The sequence below is a fragment of the Snodgrassella sp. B3088 genome (assembly GCF_026535815.1).
In the GTDB taxonomy this organism is placed as follows: Bacteria; Pseudomonadota; Gammaproteobacteria; order Burkholderiales; family Neisseriaceae; genus Snodgrassella; species Snodgrassella alvi_E.
The window spans coordinates 481,455-499,577 of the sequence record NZ_JAFNPG010000002.1; the positions used below are offsets into that span (position 1 = coordinate 481,455).

The 18,123-nt window shown below is 42.9% G+C and carries 17 protein-coding genes; 5 read left to right on the forward strand and 12 right to left on the reverse strand.

The genetic code is table 11. The features are described 5' to 3' along the window. Positions 1-146: 146 nt before the first annotated feature. Positions 147-902, forward strand: coding sequence for a tRNA adenosine(34) deaminase TadA (gene tadA / locus J3U75_RS02710; protein ID WP_267390378.1), 756 nt, complete (start codon positions 147-149; stop codon positions 900-902). 72 nt (positions 903-974) lie between these two features. Here the strand turns inward: tadA and J3U75_RS02715 are convergent, their stop codons facing one another. The 6 genes from J3U75_RS02715 to lpxK form a co-directional block, all read right to left on the reverse strand. After that, complete coding sequence (locus J3U75_RS02715; protein ID WP_267390379.1) at positions 975-1,748, reverse strand: sulfite exporter TauE/SafE family protein; 774 nt, start codon at positions 1,746-1,748, stop codon at positions 975-977. A 12-nt stretch (positions 1,749-1,760) separates the two neighbouring features. Next, positions 1,761-2,291, reverse strand: a complete 531-nt coding sequence (locus tag J3U75_RS02720) for a CNP1-like family protein (RefSeq protein WP_267390380.1) — start codon at positions 2,289-2,291, stop codon at positions 1,761-1,763. A gap of 122 nt (positions 2,292-2,413) precedes the next feature. Further along, positions 2,414-3,061 (reverse strand): adenylate kinase, encoded by a 648-nt coding sequence (gene adk / locus J3U75_RS02725; RefSeq protein WP_267390381.1) that lies wholly within the window; start codon positions 3,059-3,061, stop codon positions 2,414-2,416. 59 nt (positions 3,062-3,120) lie between these two features. Beyond that, entirely contained in the window at positions 3,121-3,879 is a 759-nt protein-coding gene (kdsB, locus tag J3U75_RS02730) for a 3-deoxy-manno-octulosonate cytidylyltransferase (RefSeq protein ID WP_267390382.1), read from the reverse strand. After that, positions 3,876-4,064 (reverse strand): Trm112 family protein, encoded by a 189-nt coding sequence (locus J3U75_RS02735; RefSeq protein ID WP_267390383.1) that lies wholly within the window; start codon positions 4,062-4,064, stop codon positions 3,876-3,878. Before J3U75_RS02735 ends, kdsB begins: the two co-directional genes overlap by 4 nt. A gap of 295 nt (positions 4,065-4,359) precedes the next feature. Further along, on the reverse strand, positions 4,360-5,400 hold the full coding sequence (lpxK, locus tag J3U75_RS02740) for a tetraacyldisaccharide 4'-kinase (protein WP_267390384.1): 1,041 nt from the start codon (positions 5,398-5,400) through the stop codon (positions 4,360-4,362). 120 nt (positions 5,401-5,520) lie between these two features. Between lpxK and xseA the strand changes: the two genes are divergently transcribed. Continuing rightward, on the forward strand, positions 5,521-6,873 hold the full coding sequence (gene xseA, locus J3U75_RS02745) for an exodeoxyribonuclease VII large subunit (protein WP_267390385.1): 1,353 nt from the start codon (positions 5,521-5,523) through the stop codon (positions 6,871-6,873). A gap of 236 nt (positions 6,874-7,109) precedes the next feature. On the opposite strand, the gene J3U75_RS02750 is transcribed toward xseA, so the two are convergent. The 6 genes from J3U75_RS02750 to lepA all read right to left on the reverse strand — a co-directional run bounded on the left by J3U75_RS02750 (position 7,110) and on the right by lepA (position 13,833). Beyond that, positions 7,110-7,973 (reverse strand): ATP-binding protein, encoded by an 864-nt coding sequence (locus tag J3U75_RS02750; RefSeq protein ID WP_267390386.1) that lies wholly within the window; start codon positions 7,971-7,973, stop codon positions 7,110-7,112. A gap of 31 nt (positions 7,974-8,004) precedes the next feature. After that, positions 8,005-8,565 (reverse strand): class I SAM-dependent methyltransferase, encoded by a 561-nt coding sequence (locus tag J3U75_RS02755; RefSeq protein ID WP_267390387.1) that lies wholly within the window; start codon positions 8,563-8,565, stop codon positions 8,005-8,007. A gap of 138 nt (positions 8,566-8,703) precedes the next feature. Beyond that, positions 8,704-9,627: a GTPase Era gene (era, locus tag J3U75_RS02760; RefSeq protein WP_267390388.1), complete on the reverse strand. Its 924-nt coding sequence runs from the start codon at positions 9,625-9,627 to the stop codon at positions 8,704-8,706. A 575-nt stretch (positions 9,628-10,202) separates the two neighbouring features. Continuing rightward, a complete protein-coding gene (gene rnc, locus J3U75_RS02765; protein WP_267390390.1) occupies positions 10,203-10,928 on the reverse strand; it encodes a ribonuclease III in 726 nt (241 codons plus the stop codon). Between the two features lie 124 nt (positions 10,929-11,052). Further along, complete coding sequence (gene lepB, locus J3U75_RS02770; RefSeq protein ID WP_267390392.1) at positions 11,053-12,039, reverse strand: signal peptidase I; 987 nt, start codon at positions 12,037-12,039, stop codon at positions 11,053-11,055. 3 nt (positions 12,040-12,042) lie between these two features. Continuing rightward, positions 12,043-13,833: a translation elongation factor 4 gene (gene lepA, locus J3U75_RS02775; RefSeq protein ID WP_267390394.1), complete on the reverse strand. Its 1,791-nt coding sequence runs from the start codon at positions 13,831-13,833 to the stop codon at positions 12,043-12,045. Between the two features lie 398 nt (positions 13,834-14,231). Here lepA and J3U75_RS02780 point away from each other — a divergent pair, with 398 nt between their 5' ends. The 3 genes from J3U75_RS02780 (at position 14,232) to dinB (ending at position 18,097) form a co-directional block, all read left to right on the forward strand. Continuing rightward, positions 14,232-15,362: a M14 family metallopeptidase gene (locus J3U75_RS02780; protein ID WP_267390395.1), complete on the forward strand. Its 1,131-nt coding sequence runs from the start codon at positions 14,232-14,234 to the stop codon at positions 15,360-15,362. 157 nt (positions 15,363-15,519) lie between these two features. Continuing rightward, a complete protein-coding gene (locus tag J3U75_RS02785; RefSeq protein ID WP_267390397.1) occupies positions 15,520-16,587 on the forward strand; it encodes a lysozyme inhibitor LprI family protein in 1,068 nt (355 codons plus the stop codon). Positions 16,588-17,026: 439 nt separating this feature from the next. Next, the gene (gene dinB / locus J3U75_RS02790; protein ID WP_267390399.1) at positions 17,027-18,097 is read left to right on the forward strand and encodes a DNA polymerase IV; all 1,071 of its coding nucleotides are present in this window, start codon (positions 17,027-17,029) and stop codon (positions 18,095-18,097) included. Positions 18,098-18,123: the final 26 nt, after the last annotated feature.

The following is an 18,123-nucleotide window of genomic DNA, read 5'->3' on the forward strand; positions in this document are numbered from 1 at the left end:
GATGAATATTTAAGGATGAATATTTAATGTGATGTCGTTCGATTTTATTTAAAAATAATACTATTTTAAAATAATGAGACATAATTTATTCACTTGAATCAAATTGAATTATAGTAAGATAAAGTGCATTAATTTTGTTTTGACATATGAATACCTTAATGACCACGCCCCCATTACCACATAAAACGATTACTTTCTTAAAACAAATTAATATACATAATGTGGAAGATTTGCGGCGCCGTGGCCCGATTACAACTTTTTTACAACTGCGAAATATTAGTACAGGTACTACTGAAAGAGTATTATGGCAATTGATTGCACTGGCTGAAAACTGTAATGTTCAAAGCATAGGCACAGAAGAGAAAGAAAATTGGCGACAACAACTCAAACAACATCCGCCAGTAGCAATATTTCCAGCAAAAGAAAACATGGAATTTTGGATGCGTCATGCATTAATGGCAGCGCATCAGGCACAGTTATTGGATGAAGTACCTGTTGGCGCGGTAGTTGTTTATAAAAATAATATTATTGGTCTAGGCTACAATCGTTGCATCACTGATCATAATGTGAGTCATCACGCGGAAATTCAGGCACTGACAGAAGCAAGCCAAAAACAAAAGAACTATCGTTTACAGAAATGTGACGTTTACGTGACTCTTGAGCCTTGTGCCATGTGTGCCAGTGCTTTGATTCAGGCTCGAGTACATAGAGTTATTTATGGCGCTGCAGAACCCAAAACTGGTGCAGCCGGCAGTGTGATAGATTTATTTGCCGATCGCCGGCTTAATCAGCACACTGCCATTCTAGGCGGAATAATGGAATCAGAATCGCGACAAATATTACAACAGTTTTTCTGTAAAAGGCGTTCATCTTCTCTTTCCACAGAAGACAATTCAATCTGAACTATAGATAGATATTTGAATAATTACTGCCGCGTTTGCATCTTAAATATGCATCATTTATTCTATTATCAATCACATCAAATCGTAGCCAAATTTACCAATCATAATACATAGTAGAACAATAAATCCTTTGCGTAGTAATTTAGTACCGCCACGCATGGCCAGTCTGGCTCCAATTAGCCCGCCCGTTAAATTAGCTATGGCCAGAGGAATTGCCCAATGCCATATTACATAGTGATGAGGAATAAAAAAGCACAAAGCCGCAAAATTTGTGGTCAGGTTGATAACTTTGGATGAAGCCGTAGCAGTAATAAAATCAAAGGCGAAAAACCGCACAAACACAAAAGCCAGTAAACTGCCGGTGCCTGGGCCAAAAACGCCATCGTATAAGCCGATAAGAGCACCGATTATCAAACCATGTATGTATTCGCGCTTTGTAAGCACACTTTGGCGCTCAACTTGTCCAAGGTCTTTTTTCAGAAACGTATATGCCGCCATCACGATTAAAATAACCAGAATAGACGGCTTCATCCATGACGTTGGCAAGTATACAACAATATGAGAGCCCAGATACGAAAAACCAAATGCAAGTACAGCTGCAGGTATCAGCATAGCCCAGGGTACAGATATGCGGCGAGTATATTGAGCAGTGGCCACTAGTGTGCCACTGGCTGAAGCGAATTTATTCACCCCCAAAACAACTGGAGCGGGAGTTTGTGCTGGCAGTACACCAAAGAGGCCAGGTATCTGCAACAGCCCACCCCCACCCACTGCAGCATCCATCAGACCAGCACTAAATCCTAGAATTAACAGCCACCAAATATGGGCATCATTTAACCAATCCACATATCTTCCTGTCTAGCGCATAGCGCGAGTTGTGATGCGCTGCATTAATTCATTGTGGTTCCGCGGCAAGCCGTCTTCACAGAAGGTCTGATACAGTACAGAGCGCACTCTATCCAGTTCATTCAGTGAAGTACCGATTACCTTCCATTGGCCATTGCGTGGCTGGATCCAGCGTTTGTTAACATCATCACCAAAGCCGAATACTTTCATGCGTCGTGTAGGACAATGAATCGCTTCTGCTGAAAGATTGTTAATGCCCTGCGCAGATTGCTGATTCAGAATATAGTGCACAGTTCGATCGGGATTGATGGAAATGCTGTTGAGCAAAAGCTTGGGGTGGCCGCTGTAAGTCTGGTTGATATATACATCTACCCACTGCTGGTTACCTGCAGGATAGGCGGGTAATGGTACAGCCTGCTCTTCCCATGCCTGATTTTCGTCTGGACCTATATAGTGTTCGTTATATAAGGTTTCCTTTCGTGCCAGTGCTAGAGCACATATACCAAGTAATAGGGTTGCAAGCACGGTTTTGGCAATATTCATACCAAATTCTCCGGAACAGAATATCTATTCAGTATTCTTGATTATGAAATCGTTCGGTACATAGCAGCTAATTTTCAGGCTGTCTACCCTTTCGAACAGACAGCCTGATGATTTTACTGATATTATAGTTTTAATGCTGCCAACACTTGAGTTTTCACTGCATCTACTGGCTGTGTACCGTCTACACGGATATAATCTGGCGCATTGTCACCATCCTGTTTGCCATAAAAATCAATCAGCACTTCTGTCTGCTCATGGTAAACCTGCAAACGCTTTTTGATGGTTTCTTCCTGATCATCGTCCCGTTGAATCAGCGGTTCGCCGGTTTCATCGTCTACGCCGTTGACTCTGGGTGGATTGTAAATCAGATGATAGGTACGCCCTGACGGTTGATGAACTCTGCGGCCGGATAGGCGTTCGATAATAACTTCATCTGGTACAGCGATTTCTACCACTGCATCCAAATGCACACCTGCTTTTTCCATTGCCTGAGCCTGAGCCAGCGTGCGCGGGAAGCCATCAAATAAGAAACCATTGGCACAATCTGGCTGAGCAATCCGTTCTTTAACCAAGCCAATAATAATATCGTCTCGTACCAATCCGCCGGCATCCATAATTTTTTTGGCCTCAACACCCAGAGGTGTGCCGGCTTTAACAGCCGCACGAAGCATGTCTCCGGTAGAAATCTGAGGAATATTGAAAGCAGCAGTAATGTATTGTGCCTGAGTGCCTTTTCCGGCTCCTGGCGCGCCTAACAATAGAATTTTCATTGCAACTCCTGAAAAACACTTAAGTTAAATAAAAGATAAACTGTTCAGATTTGATGTTGTCAGTTTGTCCAGCTGGCACGTACGCGTTCAAGATCAGCTGCTGTATCCACGCCAGCCGCCGGTGCGTGAGAGGTAATTTGTACTGCGATACTAAAACCATGCCATAACACCCGTAGCTGCTCCAGTGACTCAATTTGTTCCAATGGTGATGGAGTTAGCTCAGTATATTGGTGCAGAAACTGTACCCGATAGCCATATATACCGATATGCCGGTACACGGAGATATCCGTAGGCATTACTTCAGCGCCGCTACGCATTAGTTCCCGCGGCCATGGTATCGGGGCACGGCTGAAATAAAGGGCATTATTTTGATTGTTCAGCACAACCTTAACGCAATTCGCATCGGTAAAATCAGCGTAATCAGTTAATTTGTGTGCAGCGGTAGCCATGGGAGCCTTGCTTTGCGCCAACTGCATAGCCACAGCATTTATTAGCTCTGGTTCAATCAGTGGCTCATCCCCTTGCACATTGATAACACAATCCTGATCAGCCAAATTCAAAATCCTTGCAGCTTCAGCCAGCCGAGTGGTACCACTTTCATGCTCGGTGGCTGTGAGCACTGCTTCAATTCCATGCTCCTGACAGGCAGCCTGAATATCTGCATGGTCTGTAGCTACAACTATTCTGTCTGCATTACTTAGTTGCGCACGCTCGGCTACGCGTACCACCATGGGTTTACCATGGATATCTGCTAAAGCCTTATTAGGGAGACGGCTGGAAGACAAACGAGCCGGAATTAATACGATAAAATTACTCATGCGCTAGCCGCACATTCTTCATCTGATAGCTGACGTGCCTCATTAATCAGCATATAGGGAATACCATCTTTAATCGGAAAAGCCAGACGAGATGCCCGACACCACAGTTCCTGCTGCTGTGTATGCCATTGTAGTTTCCCCTTACATTCGGGGCATACCAGAATATCCAAATATTTTTGATCCATTTTTAGTCCTTCATACCACTGTAGTGGCAAGCTATATCCTTATCGATTCGGATTGTATTTGAATCAGGCACAGCCGCTTATTTAATTTCCAATCGCAATCATCAATGACTTTACCATATAACGGAATAGTGAGACAGTACAACATTTCTCTATCCGTTACGTACTCATCCCGCTTTATTCTGAATATGCTCTCGTGTAAATGAGGCAATTGATATCAGCCAAGATACTTTCCTAGAACAAATTTTACCAGCAGCCAGTGCTGATGGCATCTGTTTAATTAAATAACTATCGGAATTTATGGGCGCTGTTGTAGTTGTAATTCAGTCTGAATAAACTGCGCTAAATCAGGACATATCTGTGCAGAAAGCGGTAAAACCCAGATGTTGTTAGGCACGGATGTGGTCAGTTTAACTGCATCCTTTTCGGTGATAAATACCACGTCTGCCTCTGGCCAGTCTGCCGATTCAATGCTGGCATGATCATTTAATGCTACGGTTTGTACAAGCTCAATCCCTAAATTTTGCAATGCCAGAAAAAAACGCTGCGGACGCCCTATGGCAGCTATGGCAGCACAATGTTTGCCTCTAAATTCTTGAGCCTGTGCCGTACGATGCGGCTCATTCAAAGAATAAAAAGCGCCATAATTGATTGAGCTATAACCTTTCCATTGGTTATTAATGATTAGCTCCGCTTGGTTGGCCTGTTGTATAGATTGCTGGTTACCCTGACTAAAAATAATACCATTTACGTATTGCAGCCGGCGTAAAGGTTCACGTAAAGGACCGTTTGGCAGTACATCCATTTTTCTGCCGATATCAGCAGATGGAAAAACCACGATTTCCATATCTCGTTTCAAAGCATAATGTTGTAGGCCATCATCACTAATCAGGAGCTGTATGTCTGGGTAGGCAGCTAACAGTGCTTGGCCGGCAGCTTCACGTGTGGTGGCCACTGCAATTGGTGCCTGTGTTTGCTGAAACAGCATTAGAGGTTCATCTCCGGCCTCACTGACAACAGCGCCATTTTCAACAATAACAGTCGTCTTACTGCTGCGCCCGTATCCCCGGCTGATAATACCTACTTTTATTTGTCGCGCTTGCAGTGCCTTTACCAAAGCTGCTACAAGCGGTGTCTTACCTACTCCACCAACATGAATATTGCCAATCACCACTACAGGGCATGGCAATTTGGTGCTAGATAATATACCTGTCCGATAAAATAATCGACGCAGCCAGGTTATGGTCTGAAAGATTCTGGCAAGCGGCCACAATGCGATACTCAAAGCCATTTGAGGATGCTGCCAGTGACGCTGTATTAAACCGGCTAACCAGTCCATGTTGTGGCTCTCAACGATAAAATACTACTATACCATGGCGCGCAGACGGAACTGAAACTCAACATAAAAGTCCGTATAATATTCACCTAATAAATTTACAAAAAAATAATGGTGTCTTCTATGTCTGAATTCTTTGCGCCTGCGGCGCTGAGTGTTTCTGAGCTAAACGCATGTGCGCGGCAGTTGCTCGAAGAGAATCTGATTGGTATGTGGGTAGGCGGAGAAGTTTCCAATCTTACCCGTGCAGCCAGTGGACATTATTATTTTTCACTAAAAGATGCGCGCGCGCAGGTTCGCTGTGTATTGTTTAAAGGTGTAGCACAGCAAATGAGCCAGCCATTGCAAGAGGGTGATCATCTGGAAGTTTCCGGCAAAATCAGTATTTATGAAGCCCGTGGAGAATTTCAGATTACCGTTAATGCCGTACGCCATAAAGGCTTGGGACAGTTATACGAAGCTTACGAACGACTCAAGCAACAATTAACAGTAGAAGGCCTGTTTGCAGCCGAACGTAAACGCCCTTTACCTGCTCATCCGAAGGTAGTCGGCGTGGTAACCAGTCTGGCGGCAGCAGCCTTACGCGATGTGGTGACAACTTTACGCCGGCGCCATAGTGGTATTCGTGTGATTGTTTACCCTACAGCGGTACAGGGAGCCGGCAGTGAAATGCAGATTGCAGCGGCTATTGCCAGTGCTAATCAACATGCTCAAGCTGATGTACTGATTGTCTGCCGTGGTGGTGGCAGTATTGAGGATTTGTGGTCTTACAATGAGGAAATGGTTGTTCGTGCTGTAGCCGATAGCATTATTCCGACCGTGAGTGGTGTGGGTCATGAAACTGATTTCACCCTGACAGATTTCGCCGCTGATGTGCGCGCGCCTACGCCTACTGCTGCCGCAGAATTGGTTAGCCCAGATATGGCACAATTGCGGCGCAATGTCGCTTTATTGCAGAACCGTGTCTATCAAATACTGCAGCAACGCTATTATGATGCTTCACAACGACTTGATTGGCTAGCACGTCAATTAAGACACCCAAAGCAAAATTGGCAGCAACAACAGCAGCAATTATCAGATATGCAGCGCGTATTGCAGCTCAGCATGCAGCGGCAATTCAGGCAGCACCAGCAAAATCTTTTACAGCAACAGCACCTTTTAATCAATCTGCGGCCTCAAACCGACCATGCGCACCAGAGGCTTGTTTTTCAACATCAGCAATTGCAGCAGTTATGGCAACACATTCTGCTACAGGCACAGCAAAGATTACAACAGCAGAATTCGTTACTTGAGGCTGTATCACCTTTGCAGATTTTGGCCAGAGGTTATAGTGTGGTAACCAATCAGCGTGGACATATCATTAGTGATGGTAACAAACTGAAAACCGGTCAGTTTCTCAATATTCGTTTTGCCAGCGGCGAGCGCAGTGTACAGGTCGCTCCGCCCAAAGTTCAATCGGATTTATTTGATAACTGAATTGGAATTTTAAGATAGCAATTCTGACACAAAAGGATGAGAATAAAAGCTTTTTAACATCCATTCATACTGCTGTCCGTTAGCTGATCAAGGTTTAAAACTGATTCCTCGCAATTCTTAGTTTCAGAATCTCAAGCCACTACTCATTGAAAAAACTTTTGATAAAAATATACCTTATCAAAAGTCTTATGTTTGTTTAGAGACACCAATATATCAACGATTAAAGCTGTCAATACTTAAAGAGTGCGCTCTTCTGGTTTTCGTCCAGCCCAATCGCACACAAATTGCCATGCCACCCTGCCCGAACGGCTGCCGCGGCTCTGGCTCCAGTTTAGTGCTGCGCGTCGGGCAGTATCATCCATTTGTAAACCTGCCTCAGCCAGCCAGTTTTCTACGGCCTGCAAGTAAGCATTCTGGTCAAATGGGTAAAAACTTAGCCACAATCCGAAACGATCAGACAAAGACACTTTTTCTTCAACCGCTTCCTGTGGATGGACTTCCCCGCCTTGGCTTGTCTGAGCCATATTGTCAGCCATATATTCCGGCATCAAGTGACGTCGATTAGAAGTTGCATAGACTAATACATTATCACAGCGTTGTGATAAACCGCCGTCCAGTGTGGTTTTCAAAGCCTTATAAGCTTCGTCGCCATCTTCAAACGACAAATCATCACAAAACAAAATAAATTTTTCCGGCCTTTGTTTTAGTATATTCAGCAACGCAGGCAAAGTAAGTAAATCATTTTTGTCAACTTCCACCAGTCGCAGACCCTTGCTGGCATATTGATGCAATAAAGCTTTTACCAGTGAGGATTTGCCTGTACCACGTGCACCGGTCATCAATACATTATTTGCAGAACGGCCAGCTAGAAACTGTTCAGTATTGCGTACTAGTTGCTTGCGTTGCTCATCAACAGCGGCTAGACAGTTAAGATCAAATGTATGCGGATGCGGCAGGCTTTCCAGAACTCCTTTATTACCCAGCCTATGCCAGCGGTAGGCAATAGCTGTCCAGTCTGGTTTCTGAGCCAAAGGCGGTAGTATGGCATCAAGCCGCTGCAATACTGTAGCAGCCAGCTGTATGAGTTCCTTGCGTTTCATGTGTTTTCCTCATGATTATTTTCGTAGTTTTTTAATTGCGCTTTTGTAAGAATAAAGCAAAGGGTGCATCGTGAACACGATTGATAAAAGCATATTGCAGCACGGATATCTGCTGTTGCGGCAATTCTTCTGCCCAGCTTAGAACGGCCTCTGCCTCAATTTTACCCTGCTCGTGACCAGGATAAATTACCACTGCCAGTATGCCACCAGGTGCTAGATGTGCTAATCCAGTCTGCATGGCTTTAAGTGTGGTAATGGCTGTAGTGGTACAATTTTTGTCCGCACCTGGTAAATAGCCCAAATTAAACATAATGGCACGAACTTCGCTTTTGATATATTCATTCATATGTTCATGGCCTGTCTGTATCAGATCTACCCAATCACTCATACCAGCACTTTCCAGTTTGGTACGTGTAGATACAATAGCTGCAGGTTGAATATCAAAGGCCACTACTTTCCCAGTAGGACCTACACAGGATGCTAAAAACAACGTATCGTATCCATTACCTGCCGTAGCATCTATTACAGTATCTCCAGCCTGTACAACCTGACGGATTGTAGTGTGAACAAAATCTAGAATATTTAATAGCATTGTGTAGACATCTGATTTTCCAAACACAGCAACATTGCAGTTATCTGTTCTGCAACATGTTAAGGATATCAGAATATTTTGATGTAAACAAAATCATTTACCATGACTGATTGATTGCTATCGGTAGCCCCAAACAGCTTACATACCCAGTTCACGCAGAAAACGAATATCATCCGCCCAGCCCGATTTCACTTTTACCCAAACTTTTAAAAATACTTTGGTTTCAAACAATTTTTCCATATCTAGCCGAGCCTCAGTAGATATTTTTTTTAGCTTTTCACCACCCTTACCAATCAGAATGCCCTTCTGGCTGTCTTTATCCACCAGTACAGCAATATATATGCGATACAGCCCTTCTTCTTCTGCAAACTGCTCTACTTCTACATTCATCGCATAGGGCAGTTCTTCGCCCAGATAACGAAACAGTTTTTCGCGAACAATTTCCATGGCCAGAAAACGTGCCGATTTATCGGTAACCATGTCTTCCGGATAAAGCGGTATACCGTGTGGAAGCATTGGCTTAAGCGTGCGTACAAGCTGTGCAACACCCAGACCATGCTTGGCACTGACCAATGTAATGCTGGCAAAAGTAAATTCTTGCTGCACTTCCTCAATAAATGCTTGCATCACGCTCTGGTCTTTGGCTTTCGCCTTATCCACTTTATTGATAACCAATACCACTGGAATACGCTTAGGTAGTTGCTGCAAAACTTCACGATCTGCGTCAGAAAAGCGCAAAGCTTCAACAACAAATACAATCACATCTACACCGGCAACTGCTTCGGTGACATTCTGATTTAAACGGTCATTTAATGCATTGCGATGGTATGTTTGAAAACCGGGTGTATCCACAAATACCAGCTGAGCTTCGTTATCGGTATAGATACCATTCACTTTATGGCGTGTAGTTTGAGCTTTTTTACTGGTAATACTGATTTTTTGGCCTATCAGATGATTCATCAATGTGGATTTACCCACATTCGGGCGGCCTACGATGGCCACAAAACCGCAACGGAAATTATCGGATGAGGAGGGATACTGGTAATCGGGCTTTACAGACATACATTCTTTCAAAAAATACAGACAGCCTTGCCGAGGCTAAAATTAATACAAAACGTGCAAAAGCAAGTGCATATAATTTATTCATTCCTACTTAGCCATCAGAATAAATGATTACTTATCATTTAGACAAATGATTTGCGCCAAAACTAAACTCAAAGTTTTTTTCTTATTAAATCAATGTTCTGAAGAGGTGCTTTTCAGTAAAAGGATAAATCGAAGATATCATAATCCATCAATAAAAAATAACTTAGCTTTTTTTAAGATGAACCGGTAGTCCAGATAATCAAGCTTTTTTGCTATTTTGCTATCTAACAATACCAAATAATGCATTAACCTTCTGGAGAAGGATACAAAATTACCTATCGCTTTTCTTAACGCAAAGCTTTGAATTGACAATATATATCTGCTTATTTGTAAAATATTTGTCCAAACTTGATAGGCTTTTAGCATAGCAAAAGAAAAGCTAATCTAATCTAATCTCACATTTCATGCCGATATTTTCATCTGCTGAAAAAACTTGCTTTTAGAGCAAGCCGCTAACCGAGAAATATCATTTATAGTTTAGCCATGAATTCTTATTTTTTTCTGGTTTTGGCCAGTGGAAAATGCTTTTCCATCCAATCCAAAGCTGTTTGTGCGGTTTGCTGCTCTGCCTCACGGCGGCTATGCCCTGCAGCTTCAGTCTGGAAGCCGGTTTCACCCAGATCACATTGCACCAAAAACTGCTGATCCTGTCCTTCCCCAATCTGGTCTACAATTCGGTATTTTGGCAAGGGCATGTGTCGTGCCTGCAAACCTTCCTGCAAGCGGGTTTTAGCATCTTTGCCGCTGTCTTGAGGATTAATATGTCGGATTCGCTCCGCATACAAACGCCTTACCACGGCTTCAGCAGTATTAAAATCTGCATCAAAACTCACCGCGGCAAACAGGGCTTCCATGGCATCGGCCAATATTGAAGGCCGGCGAAATCCGCCGCTTTTCAGTTCGCCGCTACCCAGCAATAGTGCATCGCCTATTTTCAATTCGGCCGCAATCTGAGCCAGAGTATCCTGATTCACCAGATTGGCACGCATTCTGGAAAGCTCCCCTTCTGTCAGGCGTGGAAAGGCCTCAAACAACATTTTAGCTACCGAATAATTTAAAATTGAGTCGCCAATAAACTCAAACCGCTCATTGTGTAACGCGCTGTAACTGCGATGCGTCAATGCCTGTTGTATAAAATCAGTGCGTTTGAAGTGGTAGCCAAGCATTTTTTGTACATTAATCAAAGCATTTTCATGGCGTAAATCATTTTTTTTCATTTATTATTTATAAATCCTGTATCTAATTTCTTTACCGACAAACATTTCCTACATTCGCATACTAACTGCAGGTGCACTACAAAAGATAAAGCGCAAGACAGATTCTTGCGCTTAAAATCAGACATTACTGAATTTTAGTGCCGATTCGTTTCATATCACCCAAATTCAGCCATATCAAAAACGCTTTACCCACTACCAGCTTATCATCCACAAAACCCCAGTAACGACTGTCTTCACTGTTGTCACGATTATCACCCATCATAAAGTACTGGCCTGCTGGTACAGTACAGCTAAAGCCACTACTGTCAGGATAATATGAGCACATTTCTCTATTCGGAAAATCAGAATGAACACCTTCTAAGATAACTGCTGGTTGCTGCGGCATTTTCAATACTTCGATTGCCTTGTTACCTAGCTGTTCAGTTTGCTGTTGTGCCTGAATCATAATTTTGCCCAGATTAGGTACCTGTTCTTGGTAGCTATATATTTTCTGCTCATCAATATCATTAACTACCTTACCATTTATGGTCAGTGTTCTGTCCTTATAAGTAATCACATCTCCCGGCAAGCCGATTACACGTTTGATATAGTTTACTCGAGTGTCACGAGGGTAATTAAATACCATTACATCACCCCGCTCTACCTTGTGTACCGGAATCAGTACATTGTTTAGAATAGGCAAGCGAATACCATAGGCGAATTTATTTACTAAAATAAAATCACCCGGAATCAGCCCCGGCCGCATTGAGCTAGAGGGAATCTGAAAAGGTTCGGCGACAAAAGTACGCAGAATGAAAACCACCAGAATGATGGGAAAAAAACCGCTCATGTAATCAGTAAAGTGATTATCATCGGGCTGAGCAGAATTTTTCCTTTTCCGGCGATGACTAAACCAGGCTATGCCTGTAAACAGCACAAACAACAGTAGTACTGCAGTAAAACTCATCAGCACTGATAACAGACCAAACGCACCTACCAACATCAGCAGGTAGCCCCATTGCAGCGAACCGCTCCATTCACCGTTTTCTTCACGCTTTTTTGTGCTTTTCAGAAACAGCAAAATACCCAGTACCAGCAATACTGCAGCACCGATAATCATTGTCTTGGACATGTATTAATCTCCCACCTGTAAAATCGCCAGAAAGGCTGTCTGCGGAATTTCTACATTGCCTACCTGCTTCATGCGTTTTTTACCGGCTTTCTGTTTTTCCAGTAGTTTTTTCTTACGCGTAATATCACCGCCATAGCATTTGGCCAGCACATTTTTACGCAATGCCTTAACATTTTCACGCGCGATAATCTTACCGCCGATGGCAGCTTGTACCGCAATATCAAACATCTGCCGTGGAATCAGTTCGCGCATCTTGGCAACTAGCTCTCGTCCACGATGGACTGAATTGCTACGGTGTACAATCAGGCTCAGTGCATCGACCTTTTCACTGTTGACCAGAATATCCAATTTCACCAAATCGGCTGCTCTGAATTCCAAAAATTCATAATCCAGTGAAGCATAACCACGCGATGTTGATTTGAGTTTGTCAAAGAAATCCATTACCACTTCATTCATTGGCATTTCATAAGTCAGCATCACCTGCCGTCCCATGTACTGCATGTTTTTCTGTACACCGCGTTTCTGGTTGCACAATGTCATCACAGCACCAACATATTCTTGTGGCAATAAAATGGTTGCGGTAATGATTGGCTCATAAATGGCTTCGAGTGTGCCGATATCTGGTAATTTAGATGGATTTTCAATTTCAATGCGCTCGCCACTTTTTAGCAACACTTCATAAACCACTGTTGGCGCAGTGGTAATCAAATCCATGTCAAATTCGCGTTCCAGTCGCTCTTGTACAATTTCTAGATGCAGGAGACCCAGAAAGCCACAACGGAATCCGAAGCCCAGTGCTTGAGAAACTTCTGGCTCAAATTTAAGCGCCGCATCATTCAGTTGCAATTTTTCCAGCGCTTCACGCAAAGCATCATAATCGTGGCTTTCTACCGGATATAGCCCAGCAAATACCTGTGGCTGTACTTCTTTAAATCCGGGTAAAGGTTCACTGGCGGGTTCTCGAGCCAGTGTAATGGTATCGCCTACCTTGGCCGAACCGAGTTCTTTCACTCCCGTAATAAAAAAACCCACATCACCAGCATTTAATTGTTGTTTCTGCACCGATTTGGGCGTAAATATACCAAGTTGTTCTACCTGTGTTTCCGCACCAGTAGCCATGAAACGCACTTTATCTTTCAAACGGACACAGCCGTCCACCATGCGAATCAGCATTACCACACCTACATAATTATCAAACCATGAGTCAATAATTAGAGCTTTTAATGGAGCATCTGCTTTACCTGAGGGTGCGGGTACCTTCTTGACAATTTCTTCGAGTACATCCTCAATACCGACACCACTTTTAGCTGAACAGCGCACTGCATCCATGGCTTCGATACCGATAATATCTTCTATTTCTTCAATCACTCGCTCAGGCTCAGCTGCCGGTAAATCAATTTTATTCAGCACCGGCAGGACTTCTACGCCCAAATCAATTGCGGTATAGCAATTGGCTACTGTCTGCGCTTCCACCCCCTGCGAGGCGTCTACTACCAGCAAAGCTCCCTCACAGGCAGACAGCGAGCGGGATACTTCATAGGAAAAATCCACATGTCCTGGAGTATCAATCAGATTCAGCTGATACACTTGCCCGTCTTGCGCTTTGTATTGCAAAGCTGCTGTCTGCGCCTTGATAGTGATGCCGCGTTCTTTTTCAATGTCCATCGAATCGAGCACCTGAGCACTCATTTCCCGGTTTTCCAGACCGCCACAATACTGAATAAAGCGATCCGCCAAGGTCGACTTCCCATGGTCAATATGGGCGATGATAGAAAAATTGCGTATATTGTTCATGTAAGCCATTAATTTAAATTAATTCTGATAGGAGTATTCTGGCCATTGCAAAGCCAAAAACCAGAAAATAACTGCTTATTTTAGCGGAATGCGCTGCTGTGCGCCGAAGAATTTATCATAATCCTAAAAAGATTTTAAAATTCAAACAATAGTAATCTAAAAGTTTCATAGCCGCACCTAGACTGGTATCACTTCTGCTGCCAGTGATTCTGATTGCATTGAACGTCCAGAAAAAAGCATTCCATTGGCGGAATCGTTAAATCCTTTATCAATCGCAATTTATCGCTCAATATAAAATGATTATCAAATTGCCATAAATTTTTCTGGCAGACGTGGTAAGTCGAATACAGAAAGATTACAATAAGAATTAAGACCGTTGTTTAAATGAAAGTGGTTGCATGCTTAAAATCAGCACACAGTTTGATGGTGGTAAGGTTGAAATTGTTGAAGCCAATGATCCATCTAATATCCTGCTCAAACTTCCCAAAGACAATGCTGCCGAATTTCGTCAGTGGTTTTATTTTCGCGTGCAGGGCGTAGCCTACCAAAATCTTCGTCTGAATTTTATCAACACAGCCGAATCAGCTTATCCAGCCGGCTGGGAAGATTATCAGGCCATGTGCTCTTATGACAGAATAAACTGGTTTCGTGTCCCTACAACTTTAGAAAATGGCATCTTAACCATTTGCCATACGCCATTGTCCAACAGTGTGTACTACGCCTATTTCGAACCATATACCTATGAACAGCATCTGAATTTACTGGGTGACAGTCAAAGTAGTGGATTGTGTCAGATAGAAGATTTAGGCAGCACTATCCAAGGACGTGATATCAATTTACTCACTATCGGCAATCAAGTTGCCAGTGATTTAAAAATTTGGATTATTGCGCGCCAGCATCCGGGTGAAACCATGGCTGAATGGTTTATCGAAGGCGTGCTTGGACGCTTACTGGACCATCAAGACCCGACAGCAAGAGCCTTGCTGGATCGAGCTACTTTTTATATTGTTCCCAACATGAATCCTGATGGTTCGGTACTGGGCAACTTGCGCACCAATGCCGCCGGAGCCAATTTGAATCGTGAGTGGCTGCATCCGAGTATGCATAACAGCCCCGAAGTGTATCTGGTACGCGAAAGAATGCATGAGACCGGCGTGGATTTGTTTTTGGATATACACGGTGACGAATCTATTCCTTACGTATTCCTTTCTGGTAATGAAGGTATTCCTTCTTTTGATGAGCGTTTGCATCAATTACAGGAGCAGTTCAAACAGGCTTTTTTGGTGGCCAGTCCCGATTTTCAAGATAAATATGGCTATGAAAAAGATGCAGCTGGTCAGGCCAATCTGAATATTGCTACTTCCTATATCGGTGAAACATTTAAATGTCTGGCATACACCTTGGAAATGCCATTTAAAGATAATAATCAGTGGCCAGATGATGATTTCGGATGGAATGGTCAGCGCTCTCTGCGTCTTGGGGAAGCAATTCTAAGCCCAATTTATTCTATTCTTGATAGTTTGCGTTAATTTTCACCTCGATTATCCAAAGCCTGAACAATGTTCAGGCTTTTTTGTATTTTTTAGTAAAATCAAATGATTAATGGTTACATACGAAGCATAATGAACTTGGGTTATATGTAATTGAGTTGTCTGTATTTTATCCATGTTTGTTTAGGAAATAATCATGAAAAAAAGCGTACTCGTATATAGCATTATCAGCATTCTTTCACTGGCTGCCTGTTCTCGCGATGATTCATCAGAAAAACTAAGCTGTAACACCGAACAAATCCGCAACCAGATCCAAGATACTCTGCACACTGGTATTGATAACAATGCCCGTCAATTTGCTCAGACTGATAGGCGTCAGTATGTTGATGCCGATAAAGTAATCAGTGCCGGCGGCGAATTAAATATTGCTTTGTCTGAAGGTAAATTAGATAAAGATGGAAATGGTAATCCGGTTTGCAGCAGTGAACTTAAAGTAACTGTCCCTACCAATATCTGGCAGCAGATTAAAACCAATGCTCCACTGCTTTTTGGTAAAACAGATTTTATTGCTCGCATGAATAAGCAATTGCAAGGCAATGAAGTGGTTTTGCATGACAATGAGTTTACTAAACCCATTCAATATTCACCTGTAACCATTAATGGCAATGCTGCATCTAATGCAGCGTCTGCGACCAGTGCGGCTACTAACTTCGATTTGGCTGGCATACAGACTTTAGGTACTGTACTGGGCAACGCGTTATTGCCCTACGGTATCAAGGATATAGTAGTGATTAATGGCCATACCTATAAACGAGCTGACGCCATTGAGTTAATTAATAATCCTAATGCTAAAGTTACACCGGTTGACCAACAAAGCCAGTCTGCACAGATGGCCAGTGCCATTCTGAACGGCCACGCAGCAGCTGTAATTAACGACAATCAGGCTAATGATAATGCAATGAGTCGGAATTCTGAAAATGCTGCCAGACAGGGCGAGATAAATGCTAGTCAGCTACAGCTGGCACGTGACAACAACCGTAACGCTAACAATGTAATCAACACATTATGGCGTAATCTGGACGACACCGTGCGCAAAACCTTACAGCACGAAGAACAAAAATGGATAGCTAATAAAACCAGTCAGTGTCAGGCACGTGGAGCTAAAGCAAGCTCAGCAACTTATGCAGAATTTCTGCGGCTGGAATGCGATACTCAATTGACTAATGAACGCATCAAATACCTCAACGGCTACACTTTGCGCTAATTGATTTTCCAGACAGGCACCAATAATTCTGCTGAATATTGGTGTCTGTTTAATTTGAGTGGAAAAAATATCTTAAATCACATCGGCCAGAATACCTTAAACTGAATACTTTTATATTTCATTCAGGTTTCCAAAGTTTATAATCTGTGTAAAAACAATCTCAATCTTTTACAGAAAAATACTGTCTATTCTGCTTTGTACACATTTGCATTGGTACTAGCGGCTATTATCCTTACAGCAATGAATGGTTATATATCAGCACTTTTATTCTGATAAACTGATTTTTGGTAAAAATTGTAGACTATTCTCAAATACGGGTTTAGATTCCTGCTTACAATAAGATGGTAGGTATTTGCGGTGATAAAAGATAAGCCTACGAGGAATAGCCTAAACAAATCTGAAAAATTGTAAATCATCCTTTTGTATTTATTGACTTAATATGACGGAACGAAAAATAATCCATATAGATATGGATGCTTTCTATGCTTCAGTTGAATTACGCGACCGTCCTGAACTAAAAGACCAACCTGTTGTGGTGGCCTGGGATGGTCCCAGATCGGTTATCTGTGCTGCATCCTATCCGGCACGTCAATATGGTTTACATTCAGCCATGTCGGTAACAACAGCCAAAAGATTGTGCCCGCAGGCAATTTATATCCCACCAGATTTTAATAAATATCGGGCTGTATCCAGTCAGATTCACAATATATTTAGGCGCTATACTGACCAAATCGAACCCTTATCTTTAGACGAAGCCTATCTGGATGTTACCGATTACAAAGGTCGTTTGCCTTATGCTCGCGATATTGCACGGGAAATCCGTGCGTCTATACTGAAAGAAACGGGTCTTACAGCTTCTGCCGGTATCGCCCCTAATAAATTTCTTGCCAAAATTGCTTCCGACTGGCGTAAACCCAATGGCCAGTTTGTGATTGCGCCAGTACAAGTATTAGACTTTCTACACAATCTACCTTTAGGCAAGATTCCCGGTGTCGGCAAAGTAACTGAGCAGAAAATGAATGCCTTAGGCTGGAAAACTGTTGGAGATTTAAGCAAAGTAAGCATGTCGGTTCTGGTACACCATTTCGGCCGCTGGGGTTATCGCCTCTTTGATTTGGCACAAGGCCGTGACGACCGTGTAGTTACACCAGAACGCAACCGACAGCAGATTTCTACTGAAATTACGCTAGAAAATAATGAAAGCCTGCAAGAAATTGCTAGCCATCTGCCCGATCTGGCTGAGGTTTTAGTACAAAATATGCAGCGAAAGGGTCTTCAGGGTAATTGCATTACTTTGAAATTAAAAAATACTCAGTTTCAGATTTATACCCGTTCTCAAACCTATTCATCACCACTGCCGGATGCAACTGCCTTGGTAGCAGCTGGGAAGGATCTGATGCAACGAATGCCTGATGATGAGGCATTGTTTCGTTTGATTGGTCTTGGGATCAGCGATTTTTATCAGCATGAGTATCAGGCTGATTTATGGAGTCCAGAACACAGCTGCTAATACTTCACATTCAGATCTATACCTGC

Bases quoted from the DNA above. Each gene is read 5' to 3' on its own strand.
- lepB (WP_267390392.1), bottom strand. From the start codon at position 12,039: ATGTCCAAGACAATGATTATCGGTGCTGCAGTATTGCTGGTACTGGGT.
- lpxK (WP_267390384.1), bottom strand. From the start codon at position 5,400: ATGGACTGGTTAGCCGGTTTAATACAGCGTCACTGGCAGCATCCTCAA.
- tadA (WP_267390378.1), top strand. From the start codon at position 147: ATGAATACCTTAATGACCACGCCCCCATTACCACATAAAACGATTACT.
- J3U75_RS02755 (WP_267390387.1), bottom strand. From the start codon at position 8,565: ATGCTATTAAATATTCTAGATTTTGTTCACACTACAATCCGTCAGGTT.
- lepA (WP_267390394.1), bottom strand. From the start codon at position 13,833: ATGAACAATATACGCAATTTTTCTATCATCGCCCATATTGACCATGGG.
- J3U75_RS02735 (WP_267390383.1), bottom strand. From the start codon at position 4,064: ATGGATCAAAAATATTTGGATATTCTGGTATGCCCCGAATGTAAGGGG.
- J3U75_RS02785 (WP_267390397.1), top strand. From the start codon at position 15,520: ATGAAAAAAAGCGTACTCGTATATAGCATTATCAGCATTCTTTCACTG.
- J3U75_RS02750 (WP_267390386.1), bottom strand. From the start codon at position 7,973: ATGAAACGCAAGGAACTCATACAGCTGGCTGCTACAGTATTGCAGCGG.
- kdsB (WP_267390382.1), bottom strand. From the start codon at position 3,879: ATGAGTAATTTTATCGTATTAATTCCGGCTCGTTTGTCTTCCAGCCGT.
- xseA (WP_267390385.1), top strand. From the start codon at position 5,521: ATGTCTGAATTCTTTGCGCCTGCGGCGCTGAGTGTTTCTGAGCTAAAC.
- era (WP_267390388.1), bottom strand. From the start codon at position 9,627: ATGTCTGTAAAGCCCGATTACCAGTATCCCTCCTCATCCGATAATTTC.
- dinB (WP_267390399.1), top strand. From the start codon at position 17,027: ATGACGGAACGAAAAATAATCCATATAGATATGGATGCTTTCTATGCT.
- adk (WP_267390381.1), bottom strand. From the start codon at position 3,061: ATGAAAATTCTATTGTTAGGCGCGCCAGGAGCCGGAAAAGGCACTCAG.
- rnc (WP_267390390.1), bottom strand. From the start codon at position 10,928: ATGAAAAAAAATGATTTACGCCATGAAAATGCTTTGATTAATGTACAA.
- J3U75_RS02720 (WP_267390380.1), bottom strand. From the start codon at position 2,291: ATGAATATTGCCAAAACCGTGCTTGCAACCCTATTACTTGGTATATGT.
- J3U75_RS02780 (WP_267390395.1), top strand. From the start codon at position 14,232: ATGCTTAAAATCAGCACACAGTTTGATGGTGGTAAGGTTGAAATTGTT.